Source organism: Mycobacterium bourgelatii (assembly GCF_010723575.1).
Lineage (GTDB): Bacteria > Actinomycetota > Actinomycetes > Mycobacteriales > Mycobacteriaceae > Mycobacterium > Mycobacterium bourgelatii.
This window is the reverse complement of the sequence record NZ_BLKZ01000001.1, coordinates 240,274-259,382: the sequence shown is the minus strand read 5'-3', so window position 1 is coordinate 259,382 and position 19,109 is coordinate 240,274. Positions and strand designations below refer to the sequence as shown.

Below are 19,109 nucleotides of genomic sequence, written 5' to 3'. Positions count from 1 at the left end.
GCCGCGAAAGCCGCCAGGTCGACGCCACGCAACAAGGGCGGGGTCACTGCGATTAACGTCTCCGCCAGAACACCCACAGCAGCACCAGCAGCGCTACCACGGCAAGTCCTGCGGCGCCGTACTTCTTCAGTTGCTCACCCCCGGCGAGCTCCAGCAAATCAATTGGAGCCGGCTCGGAATCGGCCGGAGCGGCGTGGGCTTCGGTGACGGCATCCGGCGATCCCGGCGCCGCGGCGGTGGCTGGACTGGCGGCGGCTTCTGCCGGTGCGCTCTCGGCTTTCAGTTCGGCCTCCAGCGACTCGACGAACTGACCCAGCAGCTTCTCGGACACCTGCTGCAGCATTCCGCTGCCGAATTGGGCCAATTTGCCGACGATCTTCAGGTCGGTGTCCACGGTGACGCGGGTGCGATCGCCGTCCTCGTGCAGCTGGGCGGTGACCGTGGCGGCCGCGTTGCCGGTGCCACGCGCCTCCTTGCCCTTGCCGTCGATCACCGCGCGGTACTGGTCACGGTCCTGCTCGACGAAGCGCACCTTGCCGCTGAATTCACTGGTGACCGGACCGACCTTGACCTTCACCTTGCCGAGGTAGTCGTCCCCCTCGTGGCCGATCAGCTGCGCGCCAGGCATAAGTGGGATCACCCGCTCCAGGTCACACAGCACGTCCCAGGCCTGCTCGATCGGCGCGCTGACGGTGAACTGGTTGGCAATCTTCATCCTTGAGTCCTTTCAGGCACGGCTGTACTCGATGAACGCGTCGCGAATCAATGTACGGTCGTCGGGGGTCTTGGCCAGCGCCCCGAGGGTGGCCAGCGCGGTCTCAACCGACTCGTCGACGAGGTCGGCCACCCGCAGTGACACCAGTGCGGCGAGCCAGTCGATGGTCTCGGCCACCCCGGGCGGCTTGTCCAGGTCGAGATCGCGTGCGCGCCCGACGAATTGGGTGGCGTGTTCGATCAACGGCGCCGATGCTCCGGGCACCGTCCGGCGCACGATCGCGGCAGCCCGCGCCGGTTCCGGGTAGTCGATCCAGTGGTAGAGGCAGCGTCGCCGCAGGGCATCATGCAGGTCGCGGCTGCGATTGGAGGTCAGCACCGCGATCGGCGGGCGCTCGGCGACAAAGGTGCCGAGCTCGGGGACGGTGACGGTGGACTCGCCGAGAAACTCCAGCAGTAGCGCCTCGAATTCGTCGTCAGCCCGGTCGATTTCGTCGATCAACAACACCGGAGACGTCGGACCACGGTGCCGAACACACTGCAGGATGGGACGATCCACCAGATACTTCTCGGTGTACAGATCCGCCTCGTCGATTGCGGCACCCTGCGCCTCGGCCAGCCGGATGGACAACAGTTGGCGCTGATAGTTCCAGTCGTACAGCGCCTCGCTGGCGGTCAGCCCCTCGTAACACTGCAACCGCACCAAGGGTGTATCGAGCACCGCGGCAAGGGTTTTGGCGGCAGTAGTTTTACCAACGCCGGGCTCGCCCTCGAGCAGCAGCGGCCTACCCAGCGAGACGGCGAGGTAGATCGCGGACGCGGTGCCGGTGTCGAGCAGGTAATCGCGCGCGTCGAACTGGCGGGCCAGGTCGTCGGGTCCGGTGAACATCATGCGCGAACTCCACTGCCACTGGCACTACCAGCACCTGACAACAGTCGCTGATAGTCATCCCAGGTGTCGACGTCAGGTGGCACCGGGCCGTCCACGGCGAGTTCATCCACCTGGTGCCGGCCAGACTCGATGAGCTTCCAGACCCCCTTGTCACCGTGCAGAGCGGACAGCTCGGTGAAAACGTTGCGGCTGAACCAGAACGGATGCCCGATGCCGTCCGTGTAGTGACATACCAGGATTCCGGCACCGCGCATGCTGATCACCCGACTAATCGTTACGGGATCAATCCCGGGCTGGTCGCCGAGCATCAGGACGATGCCGTCGGCGCGCGGGTCCACCCGTTGCAGTGCGGCGCGCAGGGACGCCAAGCAGCCGGTGCCGCTGTCCTCAACCGTCACCACTTCGGCTCCGTGCAGCGGCACTTGCTCGCGGATGGTTCGCACCGTTTCCGCGGCGCCGCCGAGGGTGACGATCAGTTGGTCGAACCCGACGGTCCGGGCGACATCGAGGGTCGCGCCGAGCAGGGTCGTATTACCGTATGGCAGTAGCTGTTTAGGCGTACCAAGCCGACGCGACCGTCCAGCCGCCAGCACGACCCCGGTGACGGTCATGCGCCGACGCTGCGGCTGGCAAAAGCCGCGCGACAGCCCGGGCAGCAGAACCAGTAATCCACGCCGCCGAGTTCAAGGTGCTCGGTGTCAGGCGCGATCGTCACCGTCATGCCGCACACGGGGTCGGTGGCTTGTTGCGGGGCTTGCTTCGGGGGTTCGCTCACCGGACGTGAGATGCCGTCGCGGCGCAGGGCGGCGACGAGTTCGGCGGCGATCGCCACGGCGATTTCGGCCGGGGTCTTCGCGCCGATGGGCAATCCGACCGGGGTGTGCACGCGAGCCCGCTCGGCATCGCTGACTTCGAGCTGGTCGAGGATCGCCGCGCCGCGCACCTTGCTTGCCACCAGCCCGATGTACCCGACGCCGTTATCCAGTGCGGCACGGATCATTTCGGCTTCCGGCCCGCCATGGCTGGCGATCACCACCGCCGAGGTGTCGGCGAGGTCGGTTTCGCGCCGTGCGTCGTAGCCGAGGACTTCGCACACCTGGATCAGTGCCTCGGCGATCGGGGTGGCACCCTCGACCCGGATCAGCGGGGCCGGCAACTGCGGCGTCAGGAAAATTTCCAGCGACCCGCCGGACAGGCATGGGTTGACCACCACACAGGCGCCCGGGGCCTCCGGAAAGTGAATGTCGCCGTCGGGCAGTACGCGCAGCAGCACGCTCTCGCCGGCCTGCAAGGCGCCGAGCGCGGCCTTGCGGACGGAGTTCTGCGCACACTGACCGCCGACGAAGCCTTCAATGGTGCCGTCCGGCAGCAGGATTGCCTCGTCCCCGGGCCGCACCGAAGTGGGCTGCTGGGCGCGGACCACCGTCGCGTGCACAAACGGCGTGCGCGCGGCGATCAACTGGGCGGCCCGTTCGCTTATCGTGCTGTGTTGAATTTGCGCCACTCCTCCTCATCGCTCGTTTAGCTCGATCGCGCGTTACTAAATGGGCGGCTTTGCTCTGCCTTGCATGGCCTCCCACACCCGCGACGGGGTCAGCGGCATGTCGGCATGGCGAACCCCGTACGGCGCCAACGCATCAACGATCGCGTTCACCACGGCAGGCGGCGATCCGACGGTCGCCGACTCACCGATGCCCTTCGCGCCGATCGGGTGATGCGGCGACGGTGTCACGGTGAATCCCGTTTCCAGGTGCGGCACTTCGAGCGCGGTCGGGATCAGGTAGTCCATCAATGAACCACCCAGGCAGTTGCCGTCTTCGTCGAAGGCGATCATCTCCATCAACGCCATGCCGATGCCGTCGACGATGCCACCGTGCACCTGGCCCTCGATGATCATCGGGTTGATGCGAGTGCCGCAGTCGTCGACGGCGAGGAACCGCCGCACCTTGACCACCCCGGTGCCCGGATCGACGTCCACCACACAGAAATACGCGCCGTACGGGTAGGTCAGGTTCTCCGGGTTGTAGCAGATCTGCGCGTCCAGGCCACCTTCGATGCCCTCCGGCAGATCCCCCGCGCCGTGTGCGCGCATCGCGATGTCCTGGATGGTCACCGACGCCGACGGGTCGCCCTTGACGTGGAACGAGCCCTTCTCCCATTCCAAGTCGGCTACCGACACCTCGAGCATGCCCGAGGCGATGATCCTGGCCTTGTCCCGCACCTTGCGCGCCACCAGCGCGGCGGCCGCACCCGAGACGGGCGTCGACCGGCTGCCGTAGGTGCCCAGGCCGAACGGCGTCTGGTCGGTGTCGCCGTGCACCACCTCGATATCGTCGGGCGGGATGCCCAGCTCCTCGGCGACGATCTGTGCGAACGTCGTCTCGTGGCCCTGGCCCTGCGTCTGGACCGAAAGGCGCACAACGGCTTTGCCGGTCGGATGCACCCGCAATTCACAACCGTCCGCCATGCCGAGCCCCAGGATGTCCATGTCTTTGCGGGGACCGGCACCCACGGCCTCGGTGAAGAAGGCCATGCCGATGCCCATCAGCTCGCCGCGCTCGCGCCGGGCCTTCTGCTCGGCCCGCAGCGCGTCATAGCCGATCATGTCCATGGCCTTGCGCATGGTGGTCTCGTAATCGCCCGAGTCGTACACCCAGCCCGTCTTGCTCTTGTACGGGAATTGCTCCGGCCGCAACAAGTTTCGCAGCCGCAGCTCGGCGGGGTCCATCTTCAACTCGAAGGCCAGGCAGTCGACTAGTCGCTCGACAAAATAGACGGCCTCGGTGATCCGGAAGGAGCACGCGTAGGCCACGCCGCCGGGTGCTTTGTTGGTGTAGACGGCGGTCATGTGGCAGTAGGCGGCCTCGAGGTCGTAGCTGCCGGTGAACACCCCGAAGAAGCCGGCGGGGTACTTGACCGGCGCCGCGGTGCCGTTGAACGCGCCGTGGTCGGCCAGCACGTTGGACCGAATCGCCAGGATCTTGCCGTCCTTGGTGGCAGCGATCTCGCCCAGCATGATGTAGTCGCGGGCGAACCCGGTGGAGGTCAGGTTCTCGCTGCGGTCCTCCATCCATTTGACCGGCTTGCCGAGCAATAGCGAGCCGACGATCGCGCACACGTATCCGGGATAGATCGGCACCTTGTTGCCGAAGCCGCCGCCGATGTCGGGTGAGATCACTTGGATCTTGTGCTCGGGCAGACCGGCGACCAACGCATACACCGTGCGGTGCGCGTGCGGCGCCTGGCTGGTACACCACAGCGTGAGCTTCCCGCTGACCGGGTCCAAATCGGCTATCGCACCGCAGGTTTCCATCGGCGCCGGGTGCACCCGCGGGTAAACAATCTCCTGCTTGACCACGACGTCGGCCTTCGCGAACGCCGCATCCGTGGCCGCCGCGTCGCCGGTTTCCCAGTCGAAGCAGTGGTTGTCGGTCTTGCCTTCGAGGTCGGTGCGGATCACCTCAGCCGACGGGTCCAGCGCCTTGCGCACATCGACGACCGGATCCAGTGGGTCATACTCGACGTCGATCAGTTCCAGCGCGTCGCGGGCCGAATACCGGTCCTCGGCAACGACGAAGGCCACCTCCTGCCCCTGGAATCGCACCTTGTCGGTGGCCAGCACGGCCTGCACGTCGTTGGACAGCGTCGGCATCCAGGCCAGGCCCTTCTCGGCCAGGGCCGCGCCGGTCACCACCAACTTGACCTTGGGGTGGGCCATGGCCGCGGTCGTATCCACGCTGACGATGCGGGCATGCGCGTACGGCGAGCGCAGGATGGCCATGTGCAGCATGCCCGGCAACACGACGTCGTCGACGTAGCGGCCGCGCCCACGGATGAACCGGGGGTCCTCCTTGCGCAGCATTCGGCCGTAGCCACAGGGCTTTTGGTCGTTGTCCGCGGTGTCTTCGGGGGATGGTGGACGGGACTCGATGGTTGTCATGAGTTGGCCTCCGCTACAGGCTCCGCACTGTGCTGTGCCGCCCATTGAATGGACCGCACGATCGTGGTGTATCCGGTGCATCTGCAAATCTGCCCGGAGATGGCTTCCCGAATGGTTTGTTCGTCGGGATCGGGGTCGCGATCCAGCAGGGCGCGCGCGGTGATCATCATTCCCGGTGTGCAGAAACCGCATTGCAGTCCGTGGCAGCGCATGAATCCCTCCTGCACCGGGTCCAGCGTGCCGTCCGGCCCGGCTAGACCTTCGACGGTCCGCACGCTGTGGCCCGAGGCCATCACAGCGAGCATCGTGCAGGACTTCACCGGTACCCCGTCCACGTCGACGACGCAGGTTCCGCAGTTGCTGGTGTCACACCCCCAGTGGGTTCCGGTGAGTCCCAACTGATCACGCAGGAAATGCACCAGCAGCATCCTCGGTTCGACCTCGGCGCTCACCTGTTCGCCATTGACGGTCATGTTTACCTGCATGGTTAGTTTCCTTCCGGCGCAACTTGTTCGCGCACTCGTTGGGCTGCCGTGCGCAGCGTGCGGATGGTCAGTTCGGAGGCGAGGTGGCGCTTGTATTCGGCGCTACCGCGGACGTCGGAAACCGGTTCGCAGGCTCGCGCGGCCCGGCGGCCGGCCTCGGCGAAGACCTCTTCGGTGACGGGCTGGCCAACCAGCGACTCACCCAACTCAACGAGCGCGGTCCGGTCGGGATTCACGGCGGTCAGGCCCACCCGGGCGGCGGCTATCGAGTCTCCGTCGAGGGTGAGGCTCGCCCCGGCCGCCGCGATGGCCCAGTCACCGACCCGCCGTTCCACCTTGGCGTAGGCGCTGGAGGTGTTGTGGCGGACCGGGATTCGGGCCTCGATCAGGATCTCGTTGGGAGCTACCGCGGTTTCGTACGGACCCACCATGAAGTCGTCGATTCCTATCTCGCGTTCGCCCGACGGCCCGCGCACCAGGCAGACGGCGTTGAGCACCTCGCACACGGTGGACAAATCCTCGGCGGGATCGGCCTGGCACAGCGAGCCACCCAAAGTGCCGCGATTGCGGACCACCGGGTCGGCGATCACCTGCTCGGCGTCTCGGAAGATGGGGCACACAGCGGCCAAGGTGTCCGACTCCAAAATTTCGCGGTGCCTCGTCATCGCACCGATGCGCACCAGGGTGGGATCGGTGATCACGTATCCCAGCTCTGGCACCAGGTCGTTGATGTCGACGAGGTATTCGGGGTTGGCGATGCGCAGCTTCATCATCGGCAGCAGGCTGTGTCCGCCGGCGACTAGGCGAGCGGTGTCGCCCAACCGGTCAAGCAGTCCGATCGCGTGATCGACGCTCGTCGCACGTTCGTATTCGAAGGGCCCTGGTACTTGCATGGTCGGAAGTCTCCGCCCGTGCTGACAGGGCGTCAATATCGAGTTAAGTGATCCTTTAACTCGCCCTCTACCTGCACGTCATGGTGGATTCGGCCGGGGACTTCGGCCAGCGGGCGGCCACCGCCACCCCACCGCCGCGCGATGATGTCGGCGGCGATCGACACCGCGGTCTCTTCCGGGGTGCGGGCTCCCAGGTCCAATCCGATCGGGCTGGCCAGCCGGTTCAACTCCGCGTCGGTCAAGCCCGCCGCACGCAGCCGTAGCATCCGGTCTTCGTGGGTACGCCGCGACCCCATCGCCCCCACGTACGCGACGTCGAGCCGCAGCGCCACCTCGAGCACCGGAACATCGAACTTCGGATCGTGGGTGAGCACGCAGATCACCGTGCGCTCGTCGATGTTGCCCGCTTCGGCTTCGGCGGCCAGGTAGCGGTGTGGCCAGTCGACGACCACCTCGTCGGCGGTCGGGAAGCGGGCCGCCGTGGCGAACACCGATCGGGCGTCGCAGACGGTGACCCGATAACCGAGGAATGATCCCTGGCGCGCCACCGCCGCGGCGAAGTCGATGGCGCCGAACACCAACATGCGCGGCCGCGGGGCGAAGCTGGAAACGAACACCTCCATGCCTTCGCCGCGCCGCTGCCCGTCGGCGCCGTATTCGAGGACCTCGCTGCGGCCCAACGCGAGCAGCCCTCGCGCGTCGTCGGTGACCGCGGAGTCGGCGCGCGCCGTGCCCAACGTTCCCGCTGCGGCTTCCGGGCGGATCACCAGGCGGCGGCCCACCCGCTGCGGGTCCGGATGAGCGATGACCGTCGCGATCGCGACCGGGCGCTGTGCGTCGACGTCCTCGTCCACCTCGCCGAGTTCGGGAAACGTTGCCTTCGATATGGATTCGATGAAGATGTCGATGATGCCGCCGCACGTCAGCCCCACCGCGAAGGCATCGCCGTCACTGATTCCGTAGCGCTCCAGCCGCGGCGCACCGCTGGCCATCACCTCGGTGGCGAGTTCGTAGACCGCGCCCTCCACGCAGCCGCCCGAGACCGACCCGCTGACCGAACCGTCCGGCGCGACCACCATCGAGGCGCCCGGCGGCCGCGGCGCCGAACGCAGCGTGCGCACGACCGTGCCCACGCCGGCCGTGTCGCCGGCACGCCAGATCGACATGAGCTCGGGCAACACGTCACGCACGTCTCTTAAGGTAGGCCACCCCGGCAACCGAAGTAGTGTGGGCGCATGACTCCGGCTCAACTTCGGGCCTATTCGGCGGTGGTGCGGCTGGGCTCGGTACGGGCGGCCGCCGCGGAACTCGGTATGTCCGACGCCGGAATCTCGATGCACGTCGCCGCGCTGCGCAAGGAGCTCGACGATCCGCTGTTCACCCGGACCGGCGCCGGGCTGGCGTTCACGCCCGGCGGGCTGCGGCTGGCCAGCCGCGCGGTGGAAATCCTGGGCCTGCAACAGCAGACGGCGATCGAGGTGACCGAGGCCGCGCACGGGCGCAGGTTGCTCCGCATCGCCGCATCGTCCACCTTCGCCGAGCACGCGGCACCCGGATTGATCGAGCTGTTCTCGTCCCGGGCCGACGACCTCTCGGTCGAACTGAGCGTGCACCCCACCAGCCGATTCCGCGATCTGATCTGCTCGCGCGCCGTCGACATCGCCATCGGTCCAGCCAGCGAAACCTCCTACGGTTCCGACGGTTCGATCTTCGTGCGGCCCTTCCTGAAATATCAGATCATCACCGTCGCGGCGCCCAACGGCCCACTGGCGGCGGGCATTCCGACGCCCGCGCAGCTGCGCCACGAACAGTGGATGCTCGGCCCGTCGGCCGGCATCGCGGACGGCGAGATCGCAACCATGTTGCGTGACTTGGCAATTCCGGAGTCACAGCAGCGCATCTTCCAAAGCGACGCCGCCGCGCTCGAGGAGGTGCAGCGCGTCGGCGGGGCCACCTTGAGCATCGGCTTCGCCGTCGCCAAGGACCTGGCCGCGGGGCGGTTGGTGCACGTGAACGGTCCCGGCCTGGACAAGGCAGGCGAGTGGTGCGCGGCGACACTGCCGCCGTCGGCGCGGCAACCCGCGGTGTCCGAGCTGATCCGCTTCATCACCACGCCGCGATGCATCCAGGCGATGATCCGGGGCAGCGGAGTCGGTGTGACGAGGTTTCGGCCGAAGGTTCACGTCACGCTGTGGAGTTAGCGCGCCGCCTCGGCCCCAAGCCCCGAAAACGCTCGGTCCGTTTTCGCCGCAGAAGCTATACGCTTAGCCCCCATGAGCGTGTACAAGGTGATCGACATCATCGGCACCAGCCCCACCTCGTGGGAGCATGCCGCGACGGAGGCGGTGGAACGCGCGCGGTCCAGTGTCGACGACATCCGGGTTGCCCGGGTCATCGAGCAGGACATGGCCGTGGACTCCTCCGGCAGGATCACCTTCCGCATCAAGCTGGAGGTGTCGTTCAAGATGAGGCCGCCACAACCGCGCTGACTCAAGTCACCACGCGCGGCCGAGGTCCGCGTGTTGCCGGACCCAGGCGTGCATGGCGATCCCGGCGGCGACGCCGGCGTTGATGCTGCGCGTCGAACCGAACTGGGCGATCGACACCGTGACGGCCGCGCCCGTCCGGATGTCGTCGGTAATGCCGGGCCCTTCCTGACCGAAGACCAACAGGCAATCCCGCGGCAGCGGCGTCTCCTCCAAACGCGCCGCCCCTGGAATGTTGTCCACCGCCACCACGGTCAACCCGGCGTCCGCCGCGAAGTCCAGCAACTGAGCGGTGGTGTCGTGATGACACAACCGCTGATAGCGGTCGGTCACCATGGCGCCGCGGCGATTCCAGCGCCGGCGCCCGACGATGTGCACGGTGTCGACGGCAAAGGCGTTGGCGGTGCGCACCACCGAGCCGATGTTGGCGTCGTGACCGAAGTTCTCGATCGCCACGTGCAGGGGATGCCGGCGCGTGTCTATATCGGCGACGATCGCCTCGCGCGTCCAATACCGATACTGGTCGACGACATTGCGAGTGTCGCCGTCGCGCAACAATATTGGGTCATACCGCGGGTCATTCGGCGGTTCACCCTGCCACGGCCCGACGCCCCCGCCGGAGACGCCCCACTCGGTGGGGCCGGGTTCGCCGAGTTCGCTCACTGGGATGTCCACAGCCCGGCATGCGTGCCCACTACCGCGATCGTGGCGTACAAGAGCGCGTCGTTGATCTCGCCCTGGGTGCACAGCGACACGTTGACCTGCACGGAATCCCGCGATGCGTCGGGAAGTATCAGCACCGACGATCCGTACTTCGAACAGGCCGGGTTCAGGCCGCGTCCGGGCAGCGTCGGCGTGGCGAGCAGCATCAAGGGACCGCCGCGGGCCGCCGACTCATCCTTGTAGCGGGCCGCCACACCGCTGGCCTCAAGACCCAGCAACATGTAGCCGTTGCCGGTGAAAGCAGCCGGTTCGCCGAGCTGGGCCTGGGTGACCGGCTTGCCGTCGGCCCGCCACGCCTCCACGCTCGTGCTCTTGACCACCAGGCCGGTGTCGTTCTCGTTCGTCGGCAGCAACCCCACCGGGAATGCGGCCGGGTAGGCGGCCGCCGTGTTCGAAATGCGGTCACTCGGCGAGTACGCGTAGACGCCGCGCACCGCGGCGCGGTCCTTCAGCGGACCCAGGCAGACGGTCCCGGTGAGCCGGTCCGGAGGCGCCGACAGGGGCGCGGTGACGTCAGCGACGCGGTTCAACGCGTCGCCGCAGCTGCCGAGTCCAGTGGCCTCCATCGGGTGCGACAGCGCGCCGTAGAGGCCGAATCGGATCTCTTCGGCCTTGACGTGCCACCCCTTCGGATCGGTCGGGGCCGCGTCGACGTCGATCAGCAAGTAGTCGTCGTCCCAGCGCATATTCGCCACCGACATGTTCCAGCCCAGCACCGCAAGCGATTCGCCGACCCCGGCTTCCTGGGCGCCGTAGACGCGCGGGGGTTGATCAGGACGCGAGCAACCCACCGCGCATGCAATCGCCAGAACGATCACAAGGAATGTGCGCACGGCAGGCGGCCTAGCTCAGCCCCAGATCGGCGAGGCCCAGCACGCTGCGGTACGGCAAACCTTCGGCTTGGATCGCCTCGGCGGCGCCGGTAGCTCGGTCCACCACGGTGGCCACCCCGACCACCTCGCCGCCGGCGTCTTGAACGGCGTGCACCGCCGTCAGCGCCGAATTGCCGGTCGTGCTGGTGTCCTCCACCACCAGCACCCGCTGGCCGGAAACCTCGGAGCCCTCGATAAGTCGTTGCAGGCCATGGGTTTTCGCCGCCTTGCGCACCACGAACGCGTCGATCGGGCGGCCGGGTGCGTGCATGATGGCCGTCGCCACCGGATCCGCACCCAGCGTCAGGCCACCGACCACCGAGTAGTCCCAGTCCTGAGTCAGCTCCCGCATCAACCGTCCGATCAACGCCGACGCGCGGTGGTGCAGGGTGGCGCGACGCAGGTCGACGTAGTAGTCGGCTTCCTTGCCCGACGACAACGTGACGCGGCCATGCACCACCGACAGCCGCCGCACCAAATCCGCCAACTCCTGGCGTTCGGTCATGGGCTCAGGTGCGGCCACTACCACTCCCGAATCTCTTGGTGAGAGCCCGCGTCAGCCGTCGTGGCATCGCCCGCCCAGAGGCGACCAAGTACTTGTACTGCACGCCCGGAATGCTAAGCACCTTCCCGCGCGCCACGTCGGCCAGGCTCTCACTGACCACGTCGTCCACCTCGAGCCACATGAACGACGGCACCGAGGTCATATCGATCCCCGCCCGGCTGTGAAACTCGGTGTGCACGTAGCCCGGACAAATCGCGTGCACGCCAACGCCGGTGCCCTGCAAGCTACTTGAAAGGCCTTCGGTGAACGAGATCACCCACGCCTTGGATGCCGAGTACGTCGAACCGCGTCCGGGCAGCAGGCCCGCGACGCTGGCGATGTTGATGACGGTGCCTGCGCCGGCTTCCAGCATTGGCGGCAACGCGGCCCGGGTGAGGTGCATGACGGCGGTGACGTTGACGTCGAGCTGCTTCTGCAGCTGGGCCGGATCGGACTCCCAGAACTCGCCGGACGTGCCGAAACCGGCGTTGTTGACCAGCACCCGAACGCCTTCGGCGAGTCGATCGCAGACCTTGTCGCGGTCGGCGGCTTGGGCTAAGTCGGCGGACAACACCTCGACGTTGCCCCCGTGAACGGCCAGCTCCCCTGCCAATTCCTCCAACCGCCCGGCGTCGCGGGCCACGAGCACCAGGTCGTAACCGTCGCGCGCGTAGCGTCGCGCGTAGCCGGCGCCGATACCCGAGGTGGGCCCAGTAATCAACGCAACAGGACGAGGCATGGCGCGATCAGTGGCGGTAGTTCGAGGCCTGGTGGCCGTTGTGGCCGTTGCGTCCAGGCGGTGGTTGACGACGCTCACCGGTGGACCGGCCTTCGTCACGACGGACCGGCTCGGCCGGCCGGCGGGCGGGATCGGGCAGTACGCCGGCGGCGGGGTCCGGCTGGGAGCGCCGCGGCGGCAGTTCAGCGCGGCCGGCCGGCGCCAGTGGGCGACCCGGGGCCGCGGCGCGAGGCGCCGGCTCCCCCGCTTCGGCGGGGCTGTCGGCGGGCAACGGCGGCAACACCCGCAGCAGGTCGTTGAACTGGCGTACGGTGCGCAGACCCTCGTCCCACTGGGACCGGGTGCTGGAGATCGGCATGCTGACCAGCGTCCAGTGCGGCTCGTTCCACATGATCTCGGCGCAGTCGGGCGCGGTGTGCGCGAAGGTCACCATGCGCCGGTCGCAGGCCCGCCGGGCCGCGTCCAGGTTGGTGGAGTAGACCATGCGTGGGCCAATCGCGCCCAACAGCCAAATATCGCTTTCCCGAGGCTCTTTGAGCCCCTTGAGACGCAGGTCGACGACGACGTTGGTGCCCACCTTGCGGTGAAGCGCGATCACCGTGGCGACCTCGTCCAGATCGAAGATGTAGACGGCTTCACCGCGGATCTGACCCAGCACGACGTTGTGAGCGGGGACATCGCCCACGGTCGACATGACTCCGCGCGTCCAGCGCTGCAAAATGTCGTTGGATTCGCGCTCGTAATCGAACCCGTGGGAGCGCGCCCAAGACTTCCGTCGTCGGCTGCGCCCCCGGCGTTTGTCGATGTCGACATACAGCAACACCGACGCGCCGACGAAGCACAGCGCGGACAGGGTAAACCAAAGCGGGACCATCGGTGAACAGCCTATCTGTTGCCAGCCGGTAACACAGAATCCGACCAGGTCACAACCAAATTAAGGTTTGCTGGACTCACCTCGCCCACCGCCGCACCGACAATGACGCCCAGGAGAAGGCCGTGCCCTATGAAGACTACGAGCTCATTCGCATCACGGTAGACCACGGCATATGCCGGGCGACGATCGACAACCCGCCGATCAACTTGCTGGACCAGGCGCTGATGTTCGAGATCGACCGCCTCACCCAGGAAATCGCGGCTGACGGCGCGGTGCGGGTGCTGATCGTCGACTCGGCCGACCCGGAGTTCTTCGTGGCGCACGCCGACGTGGCATTGATCTTGGACCTGCCGGTCGACGACATCACACTCCACGACCACCTCTCGCCCTTCCATCAGGTCATGGAGAGGTTCCGGACCTTGCCGAAGCCCACCATCGCCGTGATCGAAGGCATTTGCCGCGGCGGTGGCAGCGAATGGGCGGCGGCGTTCGACCTGCGCTACGCCGCGCTCGGCAAAGCCATATTCGGCCAGCCGGAGGTGATGTTCGGCATCATTCCCGGCGGTGGCGGCACGCAACGGTTACCGCGACTCGTCGGCCGCGGTCGGTCCCTCGAAGCGATCCTCGGCGGCATGGACTTCGACGCCGCGACCGCCGAGGCGTGGGGGTTTGTCGACCGCGCGCTGCCGCCCGACGAGCTACACCGGTTCGTCGACAAGCTCGCGGCCCGGATCGCGTCTGTGCCGCCGAAGACCGTCGCGGCGGCGATCCGAGCGGTCGACGCCTCTCTAGATGCACAAGTCGGCGACATCGTCACCGGACTGCGCGTCGAGGATCAGTTGTTCCGCGAAACCCTCGCCCAACCCGAGGCTCGCCAACGACTACAGGCGGTCATCGACGCGGGCGCCCAGACGCGCGCCTTCGAACTGGGCGATCGCTAGGTTCGTCGGCAGATGCAAAAGCGCCCCAAACCGTCGGTTTGGGGCGCTTTCGCTAGCTGTCGCGGTTAGCCAAGGACCAGCGAGTCGCCGTCCGCGCTGACGTTGACGGGCACCACGTCGCCGTCGTGCACCTGGCCGGCGAGCAGCATCTTGGCCAGCTGGTCGCCGATCGCCTGCTGCACCAGCCGGCGCAGCGGCCGGGCGCCGTACACCGGGTCGAAGCCGCGGTGCGCCAACCACTGCTTGGCCGGCAGCGACACCTCGAGCGTGAGGCGGCGCTGCGCAAGCCGCTTCTGCAGCTGGGCCAGCTGGATGTCGACGATCTGCACCAACTCCCCGGGCTCGAGGCCGTGGAAGATGATCACGTCGTCGAGCCGGTTGATGAACTCCGGCTTGAACGCCGCGCGCACCGCCGCCATCACCATCTCCTCGTCGCCGCCCGACCCGAGGTTGGACGTCAGGATCAGGATGGTGTTGCGGAAGTCGACCGTGCGGCCCTGCCCGTCAGTCAACCGGCCCTCGTCGAGCACCTGCAACAGGACGTCGAACACGTCCGGATGCGCCTTCTCGATCTCGTCGAACAGGATCACCGTGTACGGCCTGCGCCGCACCGCCTCGGTAAGCTGGCCGCCCTGGTCGTACCCGATGTATCCGGGTGGAGCACCGACCAGCCGCGCGACCGAGTGCTTCTCGCCGTATTCGCTCATGTCGATCCGGACCATGGCGCGCTCGTCGTCGAACAAGAAGTCCGCCAACGCCTTTGCCAGCTCGGTCTTGCCGACGCCGGTGGGCCCCAAGAACATGAACGAACCCGTCGGCCGGTTGGGGTCGGCGACCCCGGCCCGCGCACGCCGCACCGCATCTGCCACGGCCTGCACGGCCTTCTTCTGCCCGATGACGCGCTTACCCAGCTCGTCCTCCATGCGCAGCAGCTTGGCGGTCTCGCCTTCCAACAGACGCCCGGCGGGGATGCCGGTCCAGGCCGACACCACTTCGGCGATGTCGTCGGGACCAACCTCTTCCTTGAGCATGAGGTTCTCCCGGGCCTCCGCCTGTGGCAGCGCCGCCTCCAGCTTCTTCTCGACTTCCGGGATGCGCCCGTAGCGCAACTCGGCAGCCTTGGCCAGGTCGCCGTCACGCTCGGCACGCTCGGACTCCCCGCGCAGCACCTCCAGCTGCTCCTTGAGCTCACGCACGATGTCGATGGCGTTCTTCTCGTTCTGCCACCTGGTGGTCAGCTCGGCCAGCTTCTCTTTCTGGTCGGCGAGCTCGGCGCGCAGCTTTTCCAGGCGTTCCTTGGAGGCCTCGTCCTCTTCCTTCGACAGCGCCATCTCTTCGATCTCGAGGCGCCGCACCAGGCGCTCTACCTCGTCGATTTCGACGGGACGGGAGTCGATCTCCATCTTCAGCCGGCTGGCGGCCTCATCGACCAGGTCGATGGCCTTGTCCGGCAGGAAGCGCGCGGTGATGTAGCGGTCGGACAGCGTCGCGGCGGCCACCAACGCGGAGTCGGTGATGCGCACGCCGTGGTGCACCTCGTAGCGGTCCTTGAGCCCGCGCAGAATGCCGACCGTGTCCTCGACCGACGGCTCACCGACGAACACCTGCTGGAAGCGGCGCTCGAGGGCGGCGTCCTTCTCGATGTACTTGCGGTACTCATCGAGCGTGGTGGCGCCCACCAGACGAAGCTCGCCGCGGGCCAGCATCGGCTTGATCATGTTGCCGGCGTCCATCGCCGACTCACCGGTGGCGCCGGCGCCGACGATGGTGTGCAACTCGTCGATGAAGGTGATGATCTGACCGGCCGAGTTCTTGATGTCGTCGAGCACGGCCTTGAGCCGTTCCTCGAACTCACCGCGGTACTTGGCGCCGGCGACCATCGAACCCAGGTCCAGGGCGACGACGGTCTTGTCGCGCAGGCTCTCCGGCACGTCACCGGCCACGATGCGCTGGGCCAGGCCCTCCACGATCGCGGTCTTGCCGACGCCGGGTTCACCGATGAGGACCGGGTTGTTCTTGGTGCGCCGGGACAGCACCTGTACGACGCGGCGGATTTCGTTGTCCCGCCCGATGACCGGGTCCAGTTTCCCTTCGCGGGCGCGGGCGGTCAGGTCGGTCGAGTACTTCTCCAGCGCCTGGTAGGTCGCCTCCGGGTCGGGGCTGGTCACCCGCGCGCTACCGCGCACCTTGACGAATGCCTCGCGTAGCGCCTGCGGCGAAGCACCGTGTCCGGTCAGCAGCTTGGCAACATCGGAGTCACCGGTGGCCAGCCCGACCATCAGGTGCTCGGTGGAGACGTACTCGTCGTCCATCTCGGTGGCCAGGTGCTGTGCCGTGGTGATGGCTGCCAGCGATTCCCGGGACAGCTGCGGCTGTGAGCTGGAGCCGCTGGCCTGGGGTAACCGGTCCAGAAGGCGCTGCGTTTCGCCGCGGACGGTGGCGGGCTCGACACCGACAGCCTCAAGCAGCGGTGCAGCGATCCCGTCGTTCTGCGTCAGCAGCGCCATCAGTAGATGAGCGGGCCTGATCTCGGGATTGCCGGCAGCCGAGGCCGCCTGCAAAGCCGACGTCAGGGCCGCCTGCGTCTTGGTTGTCGGATTGAATGAGTCCACGACACCTCCCGTTCGTGCGCCCGTCGGGCTAAGAAAAATGCTTGTCGGCTAGTCCAACGTCGTCAAGGTTGAGTCTGTTCCGCTCAACTCTAGTTTTTTTCGGCGCGCGGCGGTAGACCGGAAACGAGAGCCGCGCCCGCTCAGCCCGTCGGCCTAGAATCGGCGGCCGTGGGGCTTGAGGATCGCGACGCGTTGCGGGTGCTCCGCGAGGCCTTCCGCCAGGACGATCCCACCGCACCCAACGAACTCGTCCGCCAGTTCTATGACCAATGGTTCGCGCTCGACGTCCCGGTCCGCGACCTGTTCCCACCCGAGATGAACGCCCAGCGGGCCGCCTTCGCGCAGGCGATGCACTGGGTGTACGGCGAGCTGGTCGACCAGCGAGCCGAGGAGCCGGTCGCCTTTCTGGCCCAGTTGGGCCGGGATCACCGCAAGTACGGCGTGCTGCCAGCCCATTACCAAACGTTGCGGCGCGCGCTGTTATCGACGCTGCGCACCCACCTCGGCAGCGCCTGGACCGACTCCGTGCGGGCGGCCGCCGACCAATCGCTCAACCTGATCACCGGCGTGATGAGCGGCGCCGCGGACTCGGACGAGGGTCCTGCATGGTGGGACGCAACCGTCGTCGAGCACTCGCGGGTGTCGCGCGACCTTGCGGTGGTCCGGCTGCGCCTGGACCGTCCGCTCGATTACCACGCGGGGCAGTACGTCAACGTCCAAGTCCCGCAATGCCCGCGCCGTTGGCGATACCTGTCCCCCGCTATCCCGGCCGATCCGGAAGGGCGGATCGAGTTCCATGTCCGGGTTGTCCCCGGCGGCCTGGTCAGCAATGCCATCGTCGGCGAGACTCGGCCCGGGGACCGCTGGCGATTGTCCGGCCCGCACGGTGGCTTACGTGTCGACCGCGACGGCAGCGACGTGCTGATGGTCGCCGGCAGCACCGGGTTGTCCCCGTTGCGGGCGTTGATCATGGATCTCAGCCGGTTCGCCGAGAACCCTCGGGTGCACCTGTTCTACGGCGCGCGTTACCGCTGCGAGCTGTACGACCTGCAAACGCTCTGGCAGGTCGCCGCCCACAATCCGTGGCTCTCGGTTTCTCCGGTCTCCGAGTACCGGCGTGATCCTTCGTGGGCCGCCGACTATCCGGTCGTCTCGCCGCCGCGCGGCCTGCATGTGCACCAGATCGGCCGGTTGGCCGACGTGGTCACCAAGTACGGCGGCTGGGGCGACCGCCAGATCCTGATCTGCGGCGGACCCGCCATGGTCAGCGCAACCAAGGCCGCGTTGATCGCGAAAGGCGCTCCGCCCGAACGGATTCAGCACGACCCGCTCAATCGCTAGGTCAGGCACCTAAGCTGACAGCCGTGCATATCGTCACGTTGAGCGATCCGACCTCGTCGGTGACCGCGCAGTTCGTGCCCGAGGCCGGGATGATCGGCACGTCGCTGAGCGATGACGGCGTCGAACTGCTCGGCCAGCGGCGCGGTCTGGATGCCTATCTCACAGCGGGCAAGACAATGGGCATCCCGATCCTGTACCCGTGGGCGAATCGGTTGGGGGACAACGGCTATACCGCCGAGAACAAAACGGTCACCCTGACACCGGGCAAAAACGGAGTTCGCGCCGACCCCAACGGGCTGCCCATCCACGGCGTACTGGCCGCATACCCGGGTTGGCGAATTACTGCCCAATCGGAAAACGAATTGACCGCCGAACTGGACTTCGGCGCCGAGCCCCAACTGCTCGCCAGTTTTCCGTTCCCCCATGTGGTTTCCCTGACCGTGCGACTGGTCCGGCGAACGCTGAGCGTCCGCACCGCGGTGACGGCGACCGGCGACGTGGCAGTGCCGCTGTGCTTCGGCTTCCATCCGTACCTACGCCTGCCCGATGCACCGCGCAGTCAATGGACCATCGACACGCCCGCGCTGCGTCATCTCTCCCTAGACCCAAGGGGACTTCCCACCGGCGAGTCCATGCACCAAGCGCCGGCTTCCCAAAAGCTTGGAGACTCAACCTTCGACGACGCATTTGACTGCGTCGAAGACGGGGCGGTGTTCGCGCTGTCCGGCGGCGACCACCGCCTGGAGGTGCATTTCGAAAACGGATTCTCGGCGGCGCAGATCTTCGCACCTCCCGGCGAGGACGTGGTGTGCTTCGAACCGATGGCGGCGCCCACCGATGCGTTGCGTCGCGGCGGGTATCGCTGCGCTACGCCGGGCGAGACAGCTGTCGCGGCGTTCTCTATCCGGCTACAGCGAATCCACGAGATTGCCAATACTTTTCCGAACTAAACGGGAACACCGTCGGACATTTGTTCAATAATCATATTGCTGCTAACGAGCGCCCGACGAAATGATTTGACACCGGCGTCACTTCGGTGATGGCCTTGGTTGC

At 67.0% G+C, this 19,109-nt stretch carries 18 protein-coding genes and 1 pseudogene; 5 read left to right on the top strand and 14 right to left on the bottom strand.

Going from position 1 to position 19,109, the window contains the following annotated elements; all coding sequences use genetic code 11:
- Positions 1 to 52: 52 nt before the first annotated feature.
- The 8 genes and pseudogenes from G6N68_RS01060 to G6N68_RS01025 form a co-directional block, all read right to left on the bottom strand.
- Positions 53 to 715: an SRPBCC family protein gene (locus G6N68_RS01060; protein ID WP_163706800.1), complete on the bottom strand. Its 663-nt coding sequence runs from the start codon at positions 713 to 715 to the stop codon at positions 53 to 55.
- Positions 716 to 727: 12 nt separating this feature from the next.
- The gene (locus G6N68_RS01055; protein ID WP_163706798.1) at positions 728 to 1,606 is read right to left on the bottom strand and encodes an AAA family ATPase; all 879 of its coding nucleotides are present in this window, start codon (positions 1,604 to 1,606) and stop codon (positions 728 to 730) included.
- Entirely contained in the window at positions 1,603 to 2,217 is a 615-nt protein-coding gene (locus G6N68_RS01050; RefSeq protein WP_163706797.1) for a nucleotidyltransferase family protein, read from the bottom strand. Before G6N68_RS01050 ends, G6N68_RS01055 begins: the two co-directional genes overlap by 4 nt.
- Positions 2,218 to 2,393: 176 nt before the next feature.
- A pseudogene (locus tag G6N68_RS01045) lies at positions 2,394 to 3,101 on the bottom strand (XdhC family protein); the annotation flags it as partial.
- 45 nt (positions 3,102 to 3,146) lie between these two features.
- Entirely contained in the window at positions 3,147 to 5,546 is a 2,400-nt protein-coding gene (locus G6N68_RS01040) for an aerobic carbon-monoxide dehydrogenase large subunit (protein WP_163706795.1), read from the bottom strand.
- Positions 5,543 to 6,031, bottom strand: a complete 489-nt coding sequence (locus tag G6N68_RS01035) for a (2Fe-2S)-binding protein (RefSeq protein ID WP_163706793.1) — start codon at positions 6,029 to 6,031, stop codon at positions 5,543 to 5,545. The genes G6N68_RS01040 and G6N68_RS01035 overlap by 4 nt, the downstream gene beginning before the upstream one ends.
- Positions 6,032 to 6,033: 2 nt before the next feature.
- The gene (locus G6N68_RS01030) at positions 6,034 to 6,924 is read right to left on the bottom strand and encodes an FAD binding domain-containing protein (protein WP_163706791.1); all 891 of its coding nucleotides are present in this window, start codon (positions 6,922 to 6,924) and stop codon (positions 6,034 to 6,036) included.
- 32 nt (positions 6,925 to 6,956) lie between these two features.
- On the bottom strand, positions 6,957 to 8,114 hold the full coding sequence (locus G6N68_RS01025; RefSeq protein ID WP_205351205.1) for an XdhC family protein: 1,158 nt from the start codon (positions 8,112 to 8,114) through the stop codon (positions 6,957 to 6,959).
- 45 nt (positions 8,115 to 8,159) lie between these two features.
- Here G6N68_RS01025 and G6N68_RS01020 point away from each other — a divergent pair, with 45 nt between their 5' ends.
- Positions 8,160 to 9,125 carry a LysR family transcriptional regulator gene (locus G6N68_RS01020; RefSeq protein WP_163706789.1) on the top strand — a complete coding sequence of 322 codons (966 nt, stop codon included), beginning with the start codon at positions 8,160 to 8,162 and terminating at the stop codon, positions 9,123 to 9,125.
- A gap of 72 nt (positions 9,126 to 9,197) precedes the next feature.
- Positions 9,198 to 9,413, top strand: a complete 216-nt coding sequence (locus G6N68_RS01015) for a dodecin family protein (RefSeq protein WP_163706787.1) — start codon at positions 9,198 to 9,200, stop codon at positions 9,411 to 9,413.
- 6 nt (positions 9,414 to 9,419) lie between these two features.
- Here the strand turns inward: G6N68_RS01015 and G6N68_RS01010 are convergent, their stop codons facing one another.
- From G6N68_RS01010 to ttfA, 5 genes are read right to left on the bottom strand one after another with little or no spacing between them, the layout of a single operon-like run.
- Positions 9,420 to 10,073: a TrmH family RNA methyltransferase gene (locus G6N68_RS01010; RefSeq protein WP_205351204.1), complete on the bottom strand. Its 654-nt coding sequence runs from the start codon at positions 10,071 to 10,073 to the stop codon at positions 9,420 to 9,422.
- Complete coding sequence (locus G6N68_RS01005) at positions 10,070 to 10,951, bottom strand: hypothetical protein (protein ID WP_371871669.1); 882 nt, start codon at positions 10,949 to 10,951, stop codon at positions 10,070 to 10,072. Before G6N68_RS01005 ends, G6N68_RS01010 begins: the two co-directional genes overlap by 4 nt.
- Before the next feature lie 25 nt (positions 10,952 to 10,976).
- Positions 10,977 to 11,510, bottom strand: a complete 534-nt coding sequence (gene pyrE, locus G6N68_RS01000; protein ID WP_163717977.1) for an orotate phosphoribosyltransferase — start codon at positions 11,508 to 11,510, stop codon at positions 10,977 to 10,979.
- Between the two features lie 4 nt (positions 11,511 to 11,514).
- Positions 11,515 to 12,288 (bottom strand): SDR family NAD(P)-dependent oxidoreductase, encoded by a 774-nt coding sequence (locus G6N68_RS00995; protein WP_163706785.1) that lies wholly within the window; start codon positions 12,286 to 12,288, stop codon positions 11,515 to 11,517.
- 7 nt (positions 12,289 to 12,295) lie between these two features.
- Positions 12,296 to 13,162, bottom strand: a complete 867-nt coding sequence (gene ttfA / locus G6N68_RS00990; protein WP_163706783.1) for a trehalose monomycolate transport factor TtfA — start codon at positions 13,160 to 13,162, stop codon at positions 12,296 to 12,298.
- Positions 13,163 to 13,284: 122 nt separating this feature from the next.
- Between ttfA and G6N68_RS00985 the strand changes: the two genes are divergently transcribed.
- Entirely contained in the window at positions 13,285 to 14,103 is an 819-nt protein-coding gene (locus G6N68_RS00985; protein WP_163706781.1) for an enoyl-CoA hydratase/isomerase family protein, read from the top strand.
- Between the two features lie 65 nt (positions 14,104 to 14,168).
- Here the strand turns inward: G6N68_RS00985 and clpB are convergent, their stop codons facing one another.
- Positions 14,169 to 16,715, bottom strand: coding sequence for an ATP-dependent chaperone ClpB (gene clpB, locus G6N68_RS00980; protein WP_163706779.1), 2,547 nt, complete (start codon positions 16,713 to 16,715; stop codon positions 14,169 to 14,171).
- A gap of 168 nt (positions 16,716 to 16,883) precedes the next feature.
- On the opposite strand from clpB, the gene G6N68_RS00975 reads away from it, so the two are divergent.
- Together G6N68_RS00975 and G6N68_RS00970 are read left to right on the top strand one after the other, a co-directional pair.
- Positions 16,884 to 18,056 (top strand): FAD-binding oxidoreductase, encoded by a 1,173-nt coding sequence (locus G6N68_RS00975; protein ID WP_163706777.1) that lies wholly within the window; start codon positions 16,884 to 16,886, stop codon positions 18,054 to 18,056.
- A gap of 23 nt (positions 18,057 to 18,079) precedes the next feature.
- On the top strand, positions 18,080 to 19,006 hold the full coding sequence (locus G6N68_RS00970; RefSeq protein WP_163706776.1) for an aldose 1-epimerase: 927 nt from the start codon (positions 18,080 to 18,082) through the stop codon (positions 19,004 to 19,006).
- Positions 19,007 to 19,109: the final 103 nt, after the last annotated feature.